The organism is Kitasatospora herbaricolor, from assembly GCF_030813695.1.
Taxonomy (GTDB): domain Bacteria; phylum Actinomycetota; class Actinomycetes; order Streptomycetales; family Streptomycetaceae; genus Kitasatospora; species Kitasatospora herbaricolor.
Genome location: NZ_JAUSVA010000002.1, coordinates 5,909,141 through 5,925,748, shown reverse-complemented (window position 1 = coordinate 5,925,748; position 16,608 = coordinate 5,909,141). Strand labels below are relative to the sequence as shown.

Below are 16,608 nucleotides of genomic sequence, written 5' to 3'. Positions count from 1 at the left end.
GGGAAGCGGAGGCGACCACGTGGCGCGCAGCGTGTACGTGACCGGGATCGACCGGGGCGACGGCCGGCAGGCCGTCGAACTGGGGGTCATGGAACTGCTCACCCGCCAGGTGGACCGCGTCGGCGTCTTCCGCCCGCTGGTGCACGCCCACGCACCCGGCGGCGACCACGTGGTCGAGCTGCTCCGCGACCGGTACCGGCTGGACCTGCCCGCCACCGAGATGTACGGCCTCACCTACGAGGCGGCCGCCGCCCTGCAGGCCGCGCAGGGCCAGGACGAACTGGTCGGCGCCCTGGTGGAGCGGTTCCGCGCGCTGGAGCGCGACTGCCAGGCCGTCCTGATCCTCGGCACCGACTTCGCCGGCACCAACATCCCGGATGAACTGGCCTTCAACGCCCGCCTGGCGAACGAGTTCGGCGCGGCCGTGCTCCCGGTGGTCGGCGGGCACGCCGAGGACCCGCAGGCCGTGGTCGCCGAGGTGCGCAACGCCTACCGGGCCTACCGCGACCTGGGCTGCGCCACCCTGGCCATGATCGCCAACCGGGTCGCCCCCGGGGCCAAGGAGGAGGTCCTGCGGGCACTGGCCGCGAAGCTGCCGATACCGGCGTACGTGATCCCCGAGGAGCCGGCGCTCGCCGCGCCGACGGTCGCCCAACTGGTCGAGGCGACCGGCGCGGAGCTGCTGCTCGGCGACGCCGCGGGCCTGGCCCGGGACGTCCGCGGCTTCGTCTTCGGCGGCGCCATGCTGCCGACCTTCCTCACCGCGCTGACCGAGGGCGCCCTGGTGGTCACCCCCGGGGACCGCGCCGACCTGGTGATCGGCTCGCTGGCGGCGCACGCGGCCGGCGCCCCGCCGATCGCCGGCGTGCTGCTGACGCTCGGCCAGCACCCCGGCCCCGACGTGATGGCGCTGGCCGCCCGGCTCGCCCCCGGCACCCCGGTGGCGGTCGTCCCGGAGGGCAGCTGGATCACCGCCGCCGCGCTGACCCACCTGGAGGGCCGGCTCGACGCGGCCGGCCCGCGGAAGGCCGAGATCGCCCTGGGCCTCTTCGAACTGCACGTCGACACGGCCGAGTTGACCAAGCGGATCGAGCTGAGCCGGTCCGAGCGGGTCACGCCGATGATGTTCGAGCACGAGCTGCTGGAGCGGGCCCGCGCCGCCCGCCGGCACGTCGTCCTGCCGGAGGGCACCGAGGAGCGGGTACTGCGCGCCGCCGAGGTGCTGCTGCGCCGCAACATCTGCGACCTCACCCTGCTCGGCGACCCGGAGGAGGTCCGCCGCAAGGCCTCCTCGCTCGGCCTGGACCTGCCGGCCGAGCCCGCCGGGGACCGCGCCCGGCTGCGGATCGTCGACCCGGCGACCAGCCCGCTGCGCCAGCAGTTCGCCGAGCTGTACACCCGGCTCCGCGCGCACAAGGGCATGACGGTGGAACTCGCGTTGGACGTGGTCACCGACGTCTCGTACTTCGGCACCCTGATGGTCCAGGAGGGCATCGCCGACGGCATGGTCTCCGGCGCCGTGCACTCCACCGCCGCGACCATCCGGCCCGCCTTCGAGGTGATCAAGACCTCGCCGGGCGCGGCCATCGTCTCCTCGGTCTTCTTCATGTGCCTCGCCGACAAGGTGCTGGTGTACGGCGACTGCGCGGTCAACCCCGACCCGGACGCCCGGCAGCTCGCCGACATCGCCGTCCAGTCCGCCGACACCGCGGCCCAGTTCGGCGTCGAGCCGCGGGTCGCGATGCTGTCCTACTCCACCGGCACCTCCGGCTCGGGCGCGGACGTGGACAAGGTCCGCAAGGCCACCGAGCTGGTCCGCGAGCTGCGCCCGGACCTCCTGGTGGAGGGCCCGATCCAGTACGACGCCGCGGTGGACGCCCATGTCGCGGCCACCAAGCTGCCGGGCTCGGCGGTGGCCGGACGGGCGACGGTGCTGATCTTCCCCGACCTGAACACCGGCAACAACACCTACAAGGCCGTCCAGCGGTCGGCCGGCGCGGTGGCGGTCGGCCCGGTGCTGCAGGGCCTGCGCAAGCCGGTCAACGACCTCTCGCGGGGGGCGCTGGTCGAGGACATCGTCAACACCGTGGCCATCACCGCGATCCAGTCGCAGACCGGCCGGACCGCCGACGGCGTCGGTGCCGAACCCCGCACGGACAGCCCCCGCACGGATCGCCCCGAAGGAGCGCAGCAGAGTTGAGCGAAGGCACCCGGGTCCTCGTCCTGAACGCGGGATCGTCCTCGGTGAAGTACCAGCTGATCGACATGCTGGACGGCTCGCGGCAGGCCTCCGGCCTGGTGGAGCGGATCGGCGAGCCGGCCGGCCGGCTGGTGCACACCCCGCCCGGCGGGCAGCGGCGCGAGTCGCTGCAGGCCTTCCCCGACCACGGCGCCGCGCTGAAGGCCGTCGCCGGCGAGCTGGCCGCCGACGGCCTCGACCTGGACTCCCCGGAACTCGCCGCGATCGGCCACCGGGTGGTGCACGGCGGCCTGCGGTTCACCGAACCCACCCTGGTCACCGACGAGGTGCTGGCCGAGATCCGCCGGCTGATCCCGGTCGCTCCGCTGCACAACCCGGCCAACATCACCGGCATCGAGGTGGCCCGGGCGCTGCGGCCGGACCTGCCGCAGGTGGCCGTCTTCGACACCGCCTTCCACACCGGCATGCCCGAGCACGCGGCCCGGTACGCGATCGACCGGCAGGTCGCGGACGAGCACCGGGTACGCCGCTACGGCTTCCACGGCACCTCCCACCAGTACGTCTCCCGGGCCACCGCCCGGCTGCTCGGCAAGGACCCGGCCGAGGTCAACGTGATCGTGCTGCACCTCGGCAACGGCGGCTCCGCCTCGGCGGTGGCCGGCGGGCGCTGCGTGGAGACCTCGATGGGGCTCACCCCGCTGGAGGGGCTGGTGATGGGCACCCGGTCCGGGGACGTCGACGCCGGCGTGGTGTTCCACCTGCACCGGGTCGGCGGGCTGTCGGTCGACGAGATCGACGACCTGCTGAACCGCCGCAGCGGCCTGCTCGGCCTCTGCGGGGACAACGACATGCGGGAGGTCCTGCGCCGCTCGGAGGAGGGCGACGCGGACGCCCGGCTGGCCTTCGAGGTGTACGTCCACCGGCTGCGCAAGTACATCGGCGCCTACTACGCGGTGCTCGGCCGGGTGGACGCGATCGCGTTCACCGCGGGCGTGGGCGAGAACGCGGCGCCGGTGCGGGCCGCGGCGACCGCCGGCCTGGAGGCGCTGGGCATCGCGGTGGACCCGGCGCTGAACTCGATCCGCTCCGACCGGGCCCGGGTGATCTCCCCGGAATTCCTGCGCACCGGGGGGGCTCCACGGGTGACCGTCGCCGTGGTGCCCACCGACGAGGAGCTGGAGATCGCCCGGCAGGCCTTCGCGCTGGTCCGCGCGGAGGCCTGAGAAGACCGCAGGTCCACGCGCCGTCCCACCCCTCGGAATGCTTCGTCGGCGATCCCTGGTGATTCGCGCCGAATGCCCCCATAACACGAACGGATAGACTGACCCATATGCGCCGAGCGAAAATTGTCTGCACCCTGGGTCCGGCGACGGACTCCTACGAACAGCTGAAGGCCATCGTCGAGGCGGGCATGAACGTCGCCCGACTCAACATGAGTCATGGCTCCCACCCGGAGCACGAGGAGCGGTACCGCAAGGTCCGCCAGGTGTCCGAGGACACCGGACGCCCGATCGGCATCCTCGCCGACCTGCAGGGTCCGAAGATCCGCCTGGCGACCTTCGCCAACGGGCCGGTGACCGTCGACAACGGCGACGAGTTCACCATCACCACCGAGGACGTCCCCGGTGACCAGCACATCTGCGGTACCACCTACAAGGGCCTGCCCGGCGACGTGAAGCCCGGCGACCCGGTCCTGATCAACGACGGCGTCATCGCGCTGGAGGTCGTCAGCGTCGACGGCCCCCGCGTGAAGACCGTCGTCGTCGAGGGCGGCGTGCTCTCGAACAACAAGGGCATCAACCTCCCCGGTGCCGCCGTCAACGTCCCCGCCCTGTCCGAGAAGGACAAGGACGACCTGCGCTTCGCGCTGGAGCTGGGCGTCGACATGGTCGCGCTGTCCTTCGTCCGCAACGCCGCGGACATCGACGACGTGCACAAGGTGATGGACGAGGTCGGCATCCGCGTGCCGGTCATCGCCAAGATCGAGAAGCCGCAGGCCGTCGAGGCGATGGAGGAGATCGTCCTCGCCTTCGACGCCATCATGGTCGCCCGTGGCGACCTCGCCGTCGAGTACCCGCTGGAGCGGGTGCCGCTGGTCCAGAAGCAGCTGATCACCCTGGCCCGCCGCAACGCGAAGCCGGTCATCGTCGCCACCCAGATGATGGAGTCGATGATCCACGCCTCGCGCCCGACCCGCGCCGAGGCCTCGGACGTCGCCAACGCCATCCTGGACGGCGCCGACGCGGTCATGCTGTCCGCCGAGTCGAGCGTCGGCAAGTTCCCGGTCGAGACCGTGCGCACCATGAGCCGGATCGCCGAGACCGCCGAGGAGCAGTTGCTGGAGCAGGGCCTGCAGCCGCTGAACCCGGGCCGCAAGCCGCGCACCCAGGGCGGCTCGATCGCCCGCGCCGCGTGCGAGCTGGGCGACTTCCTCAACGCCAAGTCGCTGGTGGCCTTCACCAAGTCCGGTGACACGGCCCGCCGGCTGTCGCGCTACCGCTCGCCGATCCCGGTGGTCGCGTTCACCCCGGACGCCGCCACCCGCAACCAGCTCACCCTGAGCTGGGGCGTCGAGTCGCACGTGACCGAGCAGGTCGGCTCCACCGACGAGATGGTGCTGCAGGTCGACCGCGAGCTGCTCAACATGGGTGACCTCGCCGAGGGCGACACCGTGATCGTGACCGCCGGTTCGCCCCCCGGCGTCCCCGGCAACACCAACATGGTCCAGGTGCACCACCTGGGCACGCGCGCCGACGTCTGATCCGGCGCCCGACGCCCGCAGGGCGGCCCCTCCGATGCCGGAGGAGCCGCCCTGCGGCGTTCCCGGGCCGCCCCGGGCCGCCCCGGTGGGCGCGGTGGCCGGGCGGGGCCCGCCGCCCCCTGAGGCCCTCCCCGGGGCCCGTACGCCTCAGGCCCGACCGGGCGAACCGGTCGGGCCTGAGGCGTACGGCGAACAGAGGCGGACGGCCCGTCAGTTGGTGTAGGGCTCGTCGTCCTTGTAGAGGTGCATGCCCGGGATCTTGAGCGTGCCGCGGAACTGGCCGGCCTGGACCGCCTCGACCTTGGTGAGCTCGATGTCGAGCGGGATCGGGACGGCGCCGATGAGGTCCCAGAGCCAGCGCGGCAGGGTGTCCGGGGTGAGGGTGATCTCGCCCAGGTCGATCGGGATCGGCAGGCCGAGCAGCTTCGACAGGTGGCCGGAGAGCCGCTCGACGTACATGGTGACCGGACCGTTGCGCATGGTCGAGGTGGTGCCGGGGCCGCCCTTGACGTGGAAGGTCTTGCCGTTGCCCTGAAGGGTCGACATGTCGAGGTTCTCGATGTCGACGCTGGAGACGGTGAACTTGAGCACCCGCTTGGTGCCGGCGACCGTCCGGACGTCGTACACGCCGTTGAACACCGCGCCGTGCAGGCCGAGCCGGCTGCTGCGCAGCGTCCAGTTCTGCTCGGGCACCACGTCGCCGCCGGTCGCCGCGCGGGCGGCCACCGAGCTGGTGTCCACCGCGCAGTTCGGGTTGGCGGTCGGCGAGGCGGACGGCTTCGGCGAGGCGGACGCGGCGGCCGCCGGGGCGCTCGCGGCCGGCTTGGCGCCGGTGGTGGCCTTCGGACTCGCGGTGGCCTTCGGGGTGGCCTTGGCGGTGGCGTCCGGGGAGGGCGCCGGAGCGGCGGAGACCGTACCGGCGGCGGGCCGCGCGGGGGCCACGGCCTGGGCCCCGAGCGGTGCGGGCGCGGCGGCGGAGGGCGAGGGCGAGGCGGACGGCGAGGGGCTCGCCTTGCCGCCGGGGGTCAGCAGATCGCCGATGCCGCCGATGATGTCGCCGATCAGGCCGGCCGGGGCCACGGCCGGGGCCGCCGCGGTGCCCACGGCGGGCACCACGTACGCCGCACCGACCACCTGGCCGCCGGTGGCGCTGCCGCTCTTGGCGGCGGGGGCCTGCGCGACGGGGCTCTGCGCGGCGGGGCTCTGCGCGGCGGACGTGGAGGGCGCCGGGGCGGCGGTCGGGGCGGGCGCCTCGGACCCCGGCAGGGACGGGCCGGGCAGCGGCGTGAGCTCGTTCTTGGGGACCGGCGTCTCCGACAGGACGGTGTCCTGGGCCGGCTCCGGCGCCTGGCTCGACGGGGCGAGGTCCGGGGCGCTGGCGCAGGCCTTGCCGGCCGGGGTGTCGGCCGAGGCCATCGAGGGCGCGTAGACGGCTCCCATCAGCAGCGCGGTCGGCACCGCGGCCATCGCGAGCGCCCGCCCGCGCAGCCGGCTCCGGGCCGGGACCCGCGGGGCCGCGTGCCGGGCACCGGAGCGCCGGTCCGGGATCCCGGGCTCGGTGCGGTCCTCCGTGGTCACCGCGCCTCCTCCGGTTCCCCCGCCTGGGCGGGGATGTCGGTACGGGCGGCCGGGGCCGCGTGCCTGGGGCCCTGGACCGGTTCGGCGTCGGCCTGCTCGGCGACGGCCAGGACGACCTCGGTCGCGCTCCCGTCGGCGGCGTGGGCGGCGCCCTCGGTTCCGGCGGCCTCGTCGGCGGTGCCGTCACCGGCGGCCGGCAGGTCGGTGGCGGCCCGCTCCTTGAGCGGCGCCCAGGAGACCATCAGCCCGCCGCCGACCAGGCCCGGGATCAGCGCCAGGCCGAAGCCGGCCAGGTTGGAGACCGGGATGGAGACCAGGGTGAGCAGGGTGGTGGCCACACCGGCGAAGACCCGGACGGCCGGCTGGTACCAGGCGGTGAGGCCGAGCACCATCAGCAGGATGCCGATGATCAGGGATCCCGCGCCGGCCGTGGTGGACATCGCCACCGTCATGCCGCCGAGGGAGAGGTGCGCGTAGGGGAGGTACATGATCGGAACGCCGGCGATCATGGCCAGTAGTCCGGCCCAGAACGGCCGGGTGCGGCGCCAGCTACGGAACCGCAGCCGCAACCGGGTGAAGAGGTTCTCGCCTTCGGACCACGCGTCGGCCGTTGCGCTGGACATGATGCAGCTCCTCGATGATGTGAACGAGGTAGGAAAAATCGGTGACGCGGCCGGGAGCGGCGTCTGAACGCCGCTCCCGGCCGCCGGGCCTGCTACCCGGCCGCGCCGTCAGGCGCGCCCGCGGTCATCGGCTCAGTAGCACTCGTGGCCGCTGTCGGTGTAGAGCTTGAGGCTCAGGCCGTTCAGCTTGAAGTTGCCGGCCGAGGTGGCCCAGGCACGCTGCTTCACGTTGTACAGGTCCGCCTTGTCGGCGGCCTGGGCGAAGCCGACGCCACCGGTGGGCTTGGTGCCGCCGAGGGCGGACTTCCAGTCCTTGGTGGCCGTGCCGGTGAGGGTGGACGCGTCCTGGCCGATGTTGATGTTGGTGAACTCGGCGTCCGCGTACAGCTCGTCCAGGTCGATCAGCAGGTTGCTGGCGACGACCTGCTTCTTCGGGTCGGCGCTGTCACCCGCCTCCAGGCGCAGCGTGATGACCGGGAGCTTGAACGGCAGCGGGATGATGTTGGGGTCGGTGACGACCGACTGGCACATCTTCTTGATGGTGGCGCTGTCGAACGCGGAGACCGCGACCGGCACGGTGGTGTTGTTCTTCTGCACGTCGATCGTGCCGAACTGGGCGAACTTCTCGCCGTGCAGCTCCTCGGCGGTGACCTTGAAGCTCTGGCCGGAGATGCTGAACGAGGCCGCGAGGGCGCTGTTCGCCAGGCCGACACCGATGGCGCCGGTGGCCGCCAGGCTCGGGAGCATCACCAGGGCGAAACGCTTCCAGCGGGTCTTGCCATAAGTCTGGGACATGCGAGTCCTCCTTCTAGGACGTACATCTCCGGCACCTCCCGGTGCGTGCCGCACCGGCGGTGGCCTGGGATGGGAGAGAGCTACGTCCTCGGTAGCGGAGAGCGCCATGAGTGCCGTCGGAGTCGGGCGCGGCCGTCCGTGACGGCACTCCCGGTCCTGCACCGGCCACCTGTGGGATGGCGGGTACGGCCGACGACATCGGCGATCACCCCCGAGCGACAACCAGCGACCGCGCGGGCTGCGCGGCCGTTCGAAGGACAGGAACCGCCGTGGGACCGCGGATACCCCCCTGCCCTCCCCGCCGGCGGCCGGAGCCGTCGGCTTGCCCGGTGGGGATCCCGTGCTCCGCTTCTCCGGCCGGCTGCCGGGAGGTGAAGTGTGGGGACCAGGCGTCGCCGATCGTGCTTGAATCCCGGGCGAAGCACAAGAGGTTCGTTACTGACGGGTAATCCAACAACAGGCGACGTTGATCATGGTTTTGGCCCGTCGTGCACCCAGTGTGACGAAATGAAGGATTCGTGCCGGGGAAATCCCCCAGAAACACCGAGGAAACACCCCTGGACGGTCACCGGCGGTGACCGTCCAGGGGCGTTGTCAAGATTTGGTAAACCTCGGCGGGGATGACCGGAATGTCGCCAAATCGCCAGCGACACCGCAGGTCACCCGCCGTGCCAGTACCACGGCGACCGAACGGGCCGGCCGGGCCCGCAAGGAGCCGCGGGGGCGCTCCGGCCGGGCCCGCCGGCAGGGCTCAGAAGAGCACCCGGGCCAGCGCGCCACGGGCCGCCGTCACCCGGGAGTCCTCGGCGCCGATCACCTCGAAGAGCTCCAGCAGGCGGAGCCGGGCCTTGTCGCGGTCCTCCCCGAAGGTCCGGCCGACGGTGTCGACCAGGCGCCCGAAGGCGTCCTCGACGTGCCCGCCCACCAGGTCCAGGTCGGCCGCGTCCAGCTGGGCCGCGACGTCCTTGGGGTCGGCGGCCGCGGCCGCCCGGACGGCCTGCGGGTCGAAGGCCTCCACCCGGCGCAGCAGCTGCGCCTGGGCCAGGCCGAGCTTGGCCTCGGTGTTGCCGGGCTGGTCCAGCAGCACGTTCTGGTAGGCCTGGATCGCGCCACCCAGGTCGCCCCGGTCCAGCGCGTCGTGCGCGGCGGCCAGCGCCGGGTCCTCGGGGACGTACGGAAGCTGCTCGCCGCCGGCGGGCGCGCCCGCGCCCGCGCCGCCGACCACGCCGAAGCGCTGCTCGGCCACCATGATCAGCTGGTCGAGCACCTGACGGATGTTGGACTCGCTCTCGGCGCCCTGGAAGAGCGGCACCAGCTGGCCGGCCACCACGGCCATCACCGTCGGAACGGCCTGCAGCCCGAACTGCTGGGCGATCACCGGGCTGGTGTCCACGTCGATCCGGGCCAGCACGATCCGGCCGGCGTACTCCTCGGCCAGGCTCTCCAGGACCGGGCTGAGCTGCGCGCTGAGGGCGCTGCGGCCGGACCGGAAGTCGATGACGACCGGGACCTCGCCCGAGAGCTGGACGACCTCGGCCTCGAAGGTGTCCGCGGTGACGTCGATGACGAGCGGGTAGGCCGGGCCGGCCGGGGCGATCCCGGCCTCCTCGGCGGCCGCCGCCTGGCGGGCCCGCTCGGCCCTGGCCTGCTCGGCCTTCTGGGCAGCCTCGCCGGCTGCCTTCACTGCGGCGAGGTCGACCGCGCCGCGCAGGGCGGAGCTGTTCAGATGCGAATTCCGTGGCTGCATGGCACTATCCTCCCCCGTCCGTGCTGGTGGCGGGCGCCATCCGCCGGGAAAGTCGCGCCGCGCTGGTCTGCGTGGCCCGAACCGCCCGGGCGGGAACACCCCGCCCCCGGTGAAACTGAACCCTTCGGTGCGGATCCCCACCCGCACCGCGCGCCATCTCGTCCCACGAGGCTCCCCGGCAGAGGAGCGATGGCGCTCGGTCGTCACTCTTTCGCTACGAGTCGTAGCGTAACTGCACCGAGGCCCCCCGCCGCAAGCCCATGCCGTCAACGCGGGACGTGAGCTGCCCCACTTTCGCGGCCCGGGCGGCTGCCATCGGGCACGATCAGTCGCTACCGTTACGTCCCCCACCCAAGTTACTTACTGGTAGAACGCAAGGAGGCCCGGTGTCCGCCGCCCAGATCCCCGTGGCCCAGGACGCCGTGACCCAGGACGCCGTCGGCCCGCGGCCGACGGACCGGCCGGCCACCGCCCCGGAGGGCGCCCCGGGCGCCGCCGGCACCACGGCGGAGGACACCGCAGCGGGGAGCCCGGGGCCGGAGGGCGCCGCCCGGGCCAAGGGCCGGCCGCGCAGCGCCGCCGCCGACCGCGCGATCCTGGACGCCACCCGGGAGACCCTCGCCGAACTCGGCTGGGGCGGGCTCACCATGGGACACGTCGCCACCCGCGCCGGCGTCGCCAAGACCACCCTGTACCGCCGCTGGCCCTCCAAGAACGAGCTGGTGGTCGACGCCGTCGCCACCCTCTTCGACGAACTGGTGCTGGCCGACCTGGGCAGCCTGCGCGCCGACATCGAGGCCGTGGTACGGGAGTTCGCCGAGCTGCTGGCCCGGCCGGAGACCCAGGCCGCCCTGCTGGCGCTGTTCGCCGAGGGCACCCGCGACCCGCAGCTGCGCCGCCGCATCCGCGAGGCCATCGTCGACCCGCAGAAGCAGCTGGTCCGCCAGGGCCGGGCCTACGCCCAGGCCCGCGGCGAGCTCGACCCGGACCTCGACGAGGAGGCGGCGGCCGAGGAGATCGACATCATCTTCGACACCGTCGCCGGCACCGTCGAACACCGGATCCTGGTCAGCGGCGAGCCGGTCACGCCCGAGTGGATCCGCCGGTTCACCACGCTGCTGCTCGGCCCCTTCCCGCACCTCGCCGGCGGCGGCGCGGCCTGACCGCCGCGCCGGCGGCCCCTCCCGCCGGCCCCCGCCCCCCGACCGCCCGGCGCCGGACACGGCCGGGCACGCCGCCCGCTTCCGGGCACGCCGGAACCCGGGACGGCCGCAGGGCCGTCCCGGGTCGGGTCCGGGGCGTGGAGCCGGACGGCGTCCGGTCAGGTGTCGACCGCCCGGCCGCCAGGCGTCAGAACCTGGCGGTCTCCCGGTAGATGCCCCACTCCTCGCGGAGCAGGTTGCAGATCTCGCCGAGGGTGGCCTCGGCCCGCACGGCGTCCAGCATCGGCGGGATCATCGACTCGCCGGAGCGGGCCGCGGCGAGCATCGCGTCCAGCCCCGCCTTGACGGCCGCCTCGTCGCGCGCGGCCCGGCGGGCGGCCAGCACCCGCACCTGCTCGCGCTCGACCTCGTGGCTGACCCGGAGGATCTCCAGCTCCGGGGTGACGCTCCGGGGGTGGCAGTTGACGCCGACGACGCGCTTGTCGCCCTTCTCCACGGCCTGCTGGTACGCGAAGGCGGCCTCGGCGATCTCGCCGGTGAACCAGCCGTCCTCGATCCCGCGCAGGATGCCGGTGGTGATCGGGCCGATCTCGTGCTCGTCGGCGCCCTTCGCCCGGCCGCCGTGCGCCTGCTCGGACTTCCGCAGGATCTGGGCGAAGATCTCCTCCGCCTGCGCCTCGATCCGGTCGGTCAGCGCCTCGACGTACCAGGAGCCGCCCAGCGGGTCGGCCACGTTGGCGACGCCGGTCTCCTCCATCAGCACCTGCTGGGTGCGCAGGGCGATCTCGGCGGCCTGCTCGGAGGGCAGCGCCAGGGTCTCGTCCAGGGCGTTGGTGTGCAGCGAGTTGGTGCCGCCGAGGACGGCGGAGAGCGCCTCGACCGCGGTGCGGACCACGTTGTTGTACGGCTGCTGGGCGGTCAGCGAGACGCCGGCGGTCTGGGTGTGGAAGCGCAGCCACTGCGCCTTGTCGGTCCTGGCGCCGAAGCGGTCGCGCATCCAGCGGGCCCAGATCCGGCGGGCGGCGCGGAACTTGGCGATCTCCTCGAAGAAGTCCAGGTGCGCGTCGAAGAAGAAGGACAGGCCGGGCGCGAAGACGTCCACGTCCAGCCCGCGCGACAGGCCCAGCTCGACGTACGCGAAGCCGTCCGCCAGCGTGTAGGCGAGCTCCTGCGCGGCCGTCGCCCCGGCCTCGCGGATGTGGTAGCCGGAGACGGACAGCGGCTTGTACGCGGGGATGCCCTCGGCGCAGTAGGCCATCAGGTCGCCGATCAGGCGCAGGTGCGGCTCGGGGGCGAAGAGCCACTCCTTCTGGGCGATGTACTCCTTGAAGATGTCGGTCTGCAGGGTGCCGTTGAGCACCGCCGGGTCGACACCCTGGCGCTCGGCCGCGACCAGGTACATGCAGAAGATCGGCACGGCCGGGCCGCTGATCGTCATCGAGGTGGTGACCTCGCCGAGCGGGATGCCCCGGAAGAGCACCTCCATGTCGGCGGCCGAGTCGATGGCGACCCCGCAGTGGCCGACCTCGCCGAGCGACTTGGCGTCGTCGGAGTCGTAGCCCATCAGGGTCGGCATGTCGAAGGCGACCGAGAGGCCGCCGCCGCCGGCCTCCAGGATCATCCGGTAGCGCTCGTTGGTCTGCTCGGCGTTGCCGAAGCCGGCGAACTGGCGGATGGTCCAGGTCCGACCGCGGTAGCCGGTGGCGTGCAGGCCCCGGGTGTAGGGGTACTCGCCGGGCCAGCCGATCCGCTCGAAGCCCTCGACGGGCTGGCCGGGCGGCGGGCCGTACATCGGCGCGACCTCGTCGCCGGAGAGCGTGCTGAAGTCCGCGTCGCGCTTGCGCGCGCTGTCGTAGCGCTGCTGCCAGCGCTGTCTGCCGCGCTCGATCTCTTCGGCGTCCATTGAGCCGAACTCCGCTCCGTACGGCCGCCACTGCGTCGGGGCGGCAAAGCTGGTAGGACGTCCTGACAATTTACTAGGATGTCCTAGTAATTGTCGATGGCACCACACCGGGGAGCGGACGCCCGCCCGGGGGCACCGGCTCGCACCCGCTTCGGCTTCGACCCCGGCGCGAACCCCCCGCGGGCATGCGGAAGGGCGCCCCTCCCCCGGCTGGGGGGAGGGGCGCCCTCGACGCGTACGGGCCCGGCGCTCCGGTCAGACGCCGGCGGTCTGCTGCGCGGCGCCGACCGGGGGCTGCTCGGCGGCCTCGCGCACCACGCGCCGCTCGGCCACGAAGGAGGCGAACGGGATGCAGCCCGCGGCCAGGGTGAAGATCAGGCGGCCGAGCGGCCACTTGAGCTTCTGGCCGAGCATGAACGTGACCACGAAGTACCCGATGTAGAGGTAGCCGTGGAGCATCGCCACATAGGTGGTGATCTCTTCGGCCGAGCCGAAGCCGTACTTCGCCACCATGAAGCCGCAGAAGACCAGCAGCGCACAGCCGGTCGCCACGGCCAGGGCCCGGTACCAGCCCAGCAGGGGGGTCGCCTTCATTCCTACATCGCCTCGCTCGGCAAGATCGGTTGGTACGTCCGGATCTGCGCACCGCTCCCCCGAGGGTAGCCGCCGCCCGGCGCCGCCCCGCGCGCGCCCCCGCCGTGGCGCGACCACCGGCCGGACGCCCCGCCGGGCGCCCGTGCGGGCGGTGCCGGTCAGCGGTCGGCCCGCTCCTCGTCCGGGACGAAGTCGCCCGCCGACACCCGCAGCGGCCTGAGCAGGTCGAACACCTGCCGGCACTGGTCGGCGTCGTAGTCCTCCATGCCGAACTCCATCGCGACCAGCTCCCTGGTCGCCTCCTCGACGACCTGGCGGCCGCGGTCGGTGATCGAGGCGAGCACGCCGCGGCCGTCCAGCGGGTTGGGCCGGCGGGTCACCAGGCCGGCCCGCTCCAGCCGGTCGACGGTGTTGGTGACGCTGGTGGGGTGCACCATCAGCCGCTCGCCGATCTTGGAGAGCGAGAGCTCGCCGGTCCGGCTGAAGGTGAGCAGCACCAGGGCCTCGTAGCGGGCGAAGGTCAGCCCGTACGGCTTGAGCACGGCGTCGACCCTGGCGAGCAGGATCTGGTGGGCGCGCATGACCGAGGTGATCGCCGCCATCGAGGGGACGCCGCCCCAGCGGCGGGTCCAGAGCTCGTCGGCGCGGGCGATCGGGTCGAAGTCGAGTGCGAGGGGCTTGGCCACGTCCTTACCGTACCGGCGGGCACCGGGGCGGGTACCAGGCGTCCCTGATGGTGGACAAGCCCGGGGCGCTGGCGGGATCTCGCCAAGCCCTCACCCAGGTACATACCAGGACATTACAAGGGTGTGAACCGGCGTCAACCGTGCGGCGAAGCGTGGACGTTCGCCGGATCGCCGCCGACCCGGCCGTCAGCAGGGACGAAACCTCCGGCCGGGGAGGCGTTGCGGCCCGTCCACCGGTCGGACACCGGCGCCGGAGTTGGCGAGCTGTGGCCAATCAATGAGCAAGACCTGTCATTTCACTTCATGGATTGTCATGCTTCTGGCCAGCCCCGTACGGCAGTCGCCGCCCACCCCAGCGGCCGCTGCCGCGTGACCGCACGGAGCAGCACGTCAGCGCCCGTTCCGCCCCACGGCACTAACCCCGGTGCCCCGGAGCGCGGCGCGCGACCGCGCACAAGCGGTTGTCCCGGAAGGAATCCGTACGTGAAGCGAAAGCTCGCAGCCGGCGCCGTACTCTCCGCCACCGCCCTGCTCACCGGCGTCATCCAGGTGAGCGCCACGGCCCAGGCCGGCCCCGTGCCCGCCCCGCAGGCCCAGGCCGCCCAGCAGCGCGCCACCCTGATCGCCCTGGCGAACGGCCAGTCCGTGCAGCTGGCCAAGGCACTGACGCTCGGCGGCCAGGAGCAGCTCGTCGCCAAGGACGCCGTGGTGGACGCCGACGGAGCCCGCCACCTGCGCTACGAGCGCACCCTCGGCGGGCTGCCGGTGCTGGGCGGCGACCTGATCGTGCACCAGCGCGCCGACGGCTCGGTGACCTCGGTCGACAAGGCCGTCGAGGGGCAGCTGTCGCTGCCGAGCCTCACCCCCGCCCTGTCCGCGGACAAGGCCACCGCGCAGGCCGCCGGCGCCGTGGCCGCCACCGTCGGCGTCGCCGCCGACAAGGACGAGCAGCCGCTGAAGGAGGTCGGCCAGGCCGGCGCCGCGAAGCTGGTCGTCTGGGCCGCGTCCGGCAGCCCGCGGCTCGCCTACCAGACCGTGGTCGAGGGCGTGCGGGCCGACGGCACGCCGAGCCGGCAGACCCTGGTCACCGACGCGGCCAGCGGCGAGGTGCTCGCCACCCACGAGGACATCCAGACCGCGAGCGGCACCGGCAGGGGCGTCTTCGTCGGCTCCGTCCCGCTGACCACCACGCTGAGCGGCTCGACGTACCAGCTGAAGGACGCCACCCGCGGCGGCCAGTACACCACCGACCTCAAGCACAAGACGTCCGGCACCGGGACCCTCTACACCGACGCCGACAACGCCTGGGGCGACGGCACGGTCTCCAACGGCCAGTCGGCCGCCGTGGACGCCCAGTACGGCGTGGCCGCGACCTGGGACTACTACAAGAACACCTTCGGCCGCAACGGCATCAAGAACAACGGTGTCGGCGCGTACAGCCGGGTCCACTACGGCAACAACTACGTGAACGCCTTCTGGGACGACTCCTGCTTCTGCATGACGTACGGCGACGGCGCGAGCAACACCCACCCGCTGACCGCGCTGGACGTGGCCGGGCACGAGATGAGCCACGGCGTCACCGCCGCCACCGCCGGCCTGAACTACTCGGGCGAGTCCGGCGGCCTCAACGAGGCCACCTCGGACATCTTCGGCACCATGGTCGAGTGGTACGCCAACCTGCCCTCGGACGTGCCGGACTACCTCATCGGCGAGAAGATCAACATCAACGGGAACGGCACCCCGCTGCGCTACATGGACAAGCCCTCCAAGGACGGCGGCTCCGCCGACTCCTGGTACTCCGGGGTGGGCAACCTCGACGTCCACTACTCGTCGGGCGTCGCCAACCACTTCTTCTACCTGCTGTCCGAGGGCAGCGGCGCGAAGACCATCAACGGGGTCAGCTACAACAGCCCGACCTCCAACGGCTCCACGGTGACCGGCATCGGCCGCACCAAGGCCGCCGCGATCTGGTACCGCTCGCTGAGCGTCTACTTCACCTCCACCACCAACTACAAGGCCGCCCGCACGGCGTCCCTGAAGGCGGCGACCGACCTGTACGGCGCCACGTCCGCCGAGTACAAGGCGGTGGCGGCCGCCTGGAGCGCCGTCAACGTCAACTGACGCTCCCCCGAAACGGACGGTGCCGGGCGCCTGCGGAAGGCGCCCGGCACCGTCACATGTCACGGGCCGGTCAGGCCGCGGCGGGCTCGCGCTCCGCGGCGGGGCCGGCCGGGTACTCGCCGCGCTCCTCCTTGGCGAGCATCCGCTCGGCGAAGAAGCCACCGGTCGGCAGGACCGAGAGGACGAACAGCAGGGCGCCCCGCTTGAGGTCCCACTTCTGCTGCTGCCAGGCCAGGATCAGGAAGACCACGTACAGGACGAAGAGGATCCCGTGGATCATCCCCATCACCGGCACGCCGTTGAAGCTGGTGGTGCGCTTCAGCACCGAGCAGACCATCAGCAGGATGAAGGAGAGGCCTTCGGGGCCGGAGACAAGGCGCAGGCGGTGGACGGCGCTGCTGGTCTTCACGTTCGGTACCTCATTGCGACGGGGGCGA

At 72.8% G+C, this 16,608-nt stretch carries 13 protein-coding genes; 5 read left to right on the top strand and 8 right to left on the bottom strand.

What is annotated here, in order from left to right; translation table 11 throughout:
* Positions 1–19 precede the first annotated feature (19 nt).
* From pta to pyk, 3 genes are all read left to right on the top strand, one after another.
* Entirely contained in the window at positions 20–2,200 is a 2,181-nt protein-coding gene (gene pta / locus J2S46_RS26235; protein WP_191289538.1) for a phosphate acetyltransferase, read from the top strand.
* Complete coding sequence (locus J2S46_RS26230; RefSeq protein ID WP_191289537.1) at positions 2,197–3,423, top strand: acetate kinase; 1,227 nt, start codon at positions 2,197–2,199, stop codon at positions 3,421–3,423. The genes pta and J2S46_RS26230 overlap by 4 nt, the downstream gene beginning before the upstream one ends.
* A 107-nt stretch (positions 3,424–3,530) precedes the next feature.
* Entirely contained in the window at positions 3,531–4,961 is a 1,431-nt protein-coding gene (gene pyk, locus J2S46_RS26225; RefSeq protein ID WP_191289536.1) for a pyruvate kinase, read from the top strand.
* 210 nt (positions 4,962–5,171) lie between these two features.
* On the opposite strand, the gene J2S46_RS26220 is transcribed toward pyk, so the two are convergent.
* The 4 genes from J2S46_RS26220 to J2S46_RS26205 all read right to left on the bottom strand — a co-directional run bounded on the left by J2S46_RS26220 (position 5,172) and on the right by J2S46_RS26205 (position 9,704).
* Positions 5,172–6,539, bottom strand: coding sequence for a ribonuclease E domain-containing protein (locus J2S46_RS26220; protein WP_191289535.1), 1,368 nt, complete (start codon positions 6,537–6,539; stop codon positions 5,172–5,174).
* Positions 6,536–7,162, bottom strand: a complete 627-nt coding sequence (locus J2S46_RS26215; protein WP_191289534.1) for a DUF6114 domain-containing protein — start codon at positions 7,160–7,162, stop codon at positions 6,536–6,538. Before J2S46_RS26215 ends, J2S46_RS26220 begins: the two co-directional genes overlap by 4 nt.
* A 132-nt stretch (positions 7,163–7,294) precedes the next feature.
* Positions 7,295–7,957, bottom strand: a complete 663-nt coding sequence (locus J2S46_RS26210) for a DUF6230 family protein (RefSeq protein WP_191289533.1) — start codon at positions 7,955–7,957, stop codon at positions 7,295–7,297.
* Between the two features lie 751 nt (positions 7,958–8,708).
* Positions 8,709–9,704, bottom strand: coding sequence for a tetratricopeptide repeat protein (locus J2S46_RS26205; protein ID WP_191289532.1), 996 nt, complete (start codon positions 9,702–9,704; stop codon positions 8,709–8,711).
* 593 nt (positions 9,705–10,297) lie between these two features.
* On the opposite strand from J2S46_RS26205, the gene J2S46_RS26200 reads away from it, so the two are divergent.
* Complete coding sequence (locus tag J2S46_RS26200) at positions 10,298–10,867, top strand: TetR/AcrR family transcriptional regulator (protein ID WP_229912627.1); 570 nt, start codon at positions 10,298–10,300, stop codon at positions 10,865–10,867.
* A 187-nt stretch (positions 10,868–11,054) separates the two neighbouring features.
* Here J2S46_RS26200 and icmA read toward each other — a convergent pair whose 3' ends face one another.
* The 3 genes from icmA to J2S46_RS26185 form a co-directional block, all read right to left on the bottom strand.
* The gene (gene icmA / locus J2S46_RS26195) at positions 11,055–12,770 is read right to left on the bottom strand and encodes a coenzyme B12-dependent isobutyryl-CoA mutase large subunit (RefSeq protein WP_191289530.1); all 1,716 of its coding nucleotides are present in this window, start codon (positions 12,768–12,770) and stop codon (positions 11,055–11,057) included.
* Positions 12,771–13,025: 255 nt separating this feature from the next.
* Entirely contained in the window at positions 13,026–13,364 is a 339-nt protein-coding gene (locus J2S46_RS26190; RefSeq protein ID WP_191289529.1) for a DUF3817 domain-containing protein, read from the bottom strand.
* Positions 13,365–13,522: 158 nt separating this feature from the next.
* On the bottom strand, positions 13,523–14,050 hold the full coding sequence (locus J2S46_RS26185) for a MarR family winged helix-turn-helix transcriptional regulator (protein ID WP_191289528.1): 528 nt from the start codon (positions 14,048–14,050) through the stop codon (positions 13,523–13,525).
* A 483-nt stretch (positions 14,051–14,533) separates the two neighbouring features.
* On the opposite strand from J2S46_RS26185, the gene J2S46_RS26180 reads away from it, so the two are divergent.
* Positions 14,534–16,171 (top strand): M4 family metallopeptidase, encoded by a 1,638-nt coding sequence (locus tag J2S46_RS26180; protein ID WP_229912612.1) that lies wholly within the window; start codon positions 14,534–14,536, stop codon positions 16,169–16,171.
* A gap of 70 nt (positions 16,172–16,241) precedes the next feature.
* Here J2S46_RS26180 and J2S46_RS26175 read toward each other — a convergent pair whose 3' ends face one another.
* Positions 16,242–16,580 carry a DUF3817 domain-containing protein gene (locus J2S46_RS26175; RefSeq protein WP_191289526.1) on the bottom strand — a complete coding sequence of 113 codons (339 nt, stop codon included), beginning with the start codon at positions 16,578–16,580 and terminating at the stop codon, positions 16,242–16,244.
* Positions 16,581–16,608: the final 28 nt, after the last annotated feature.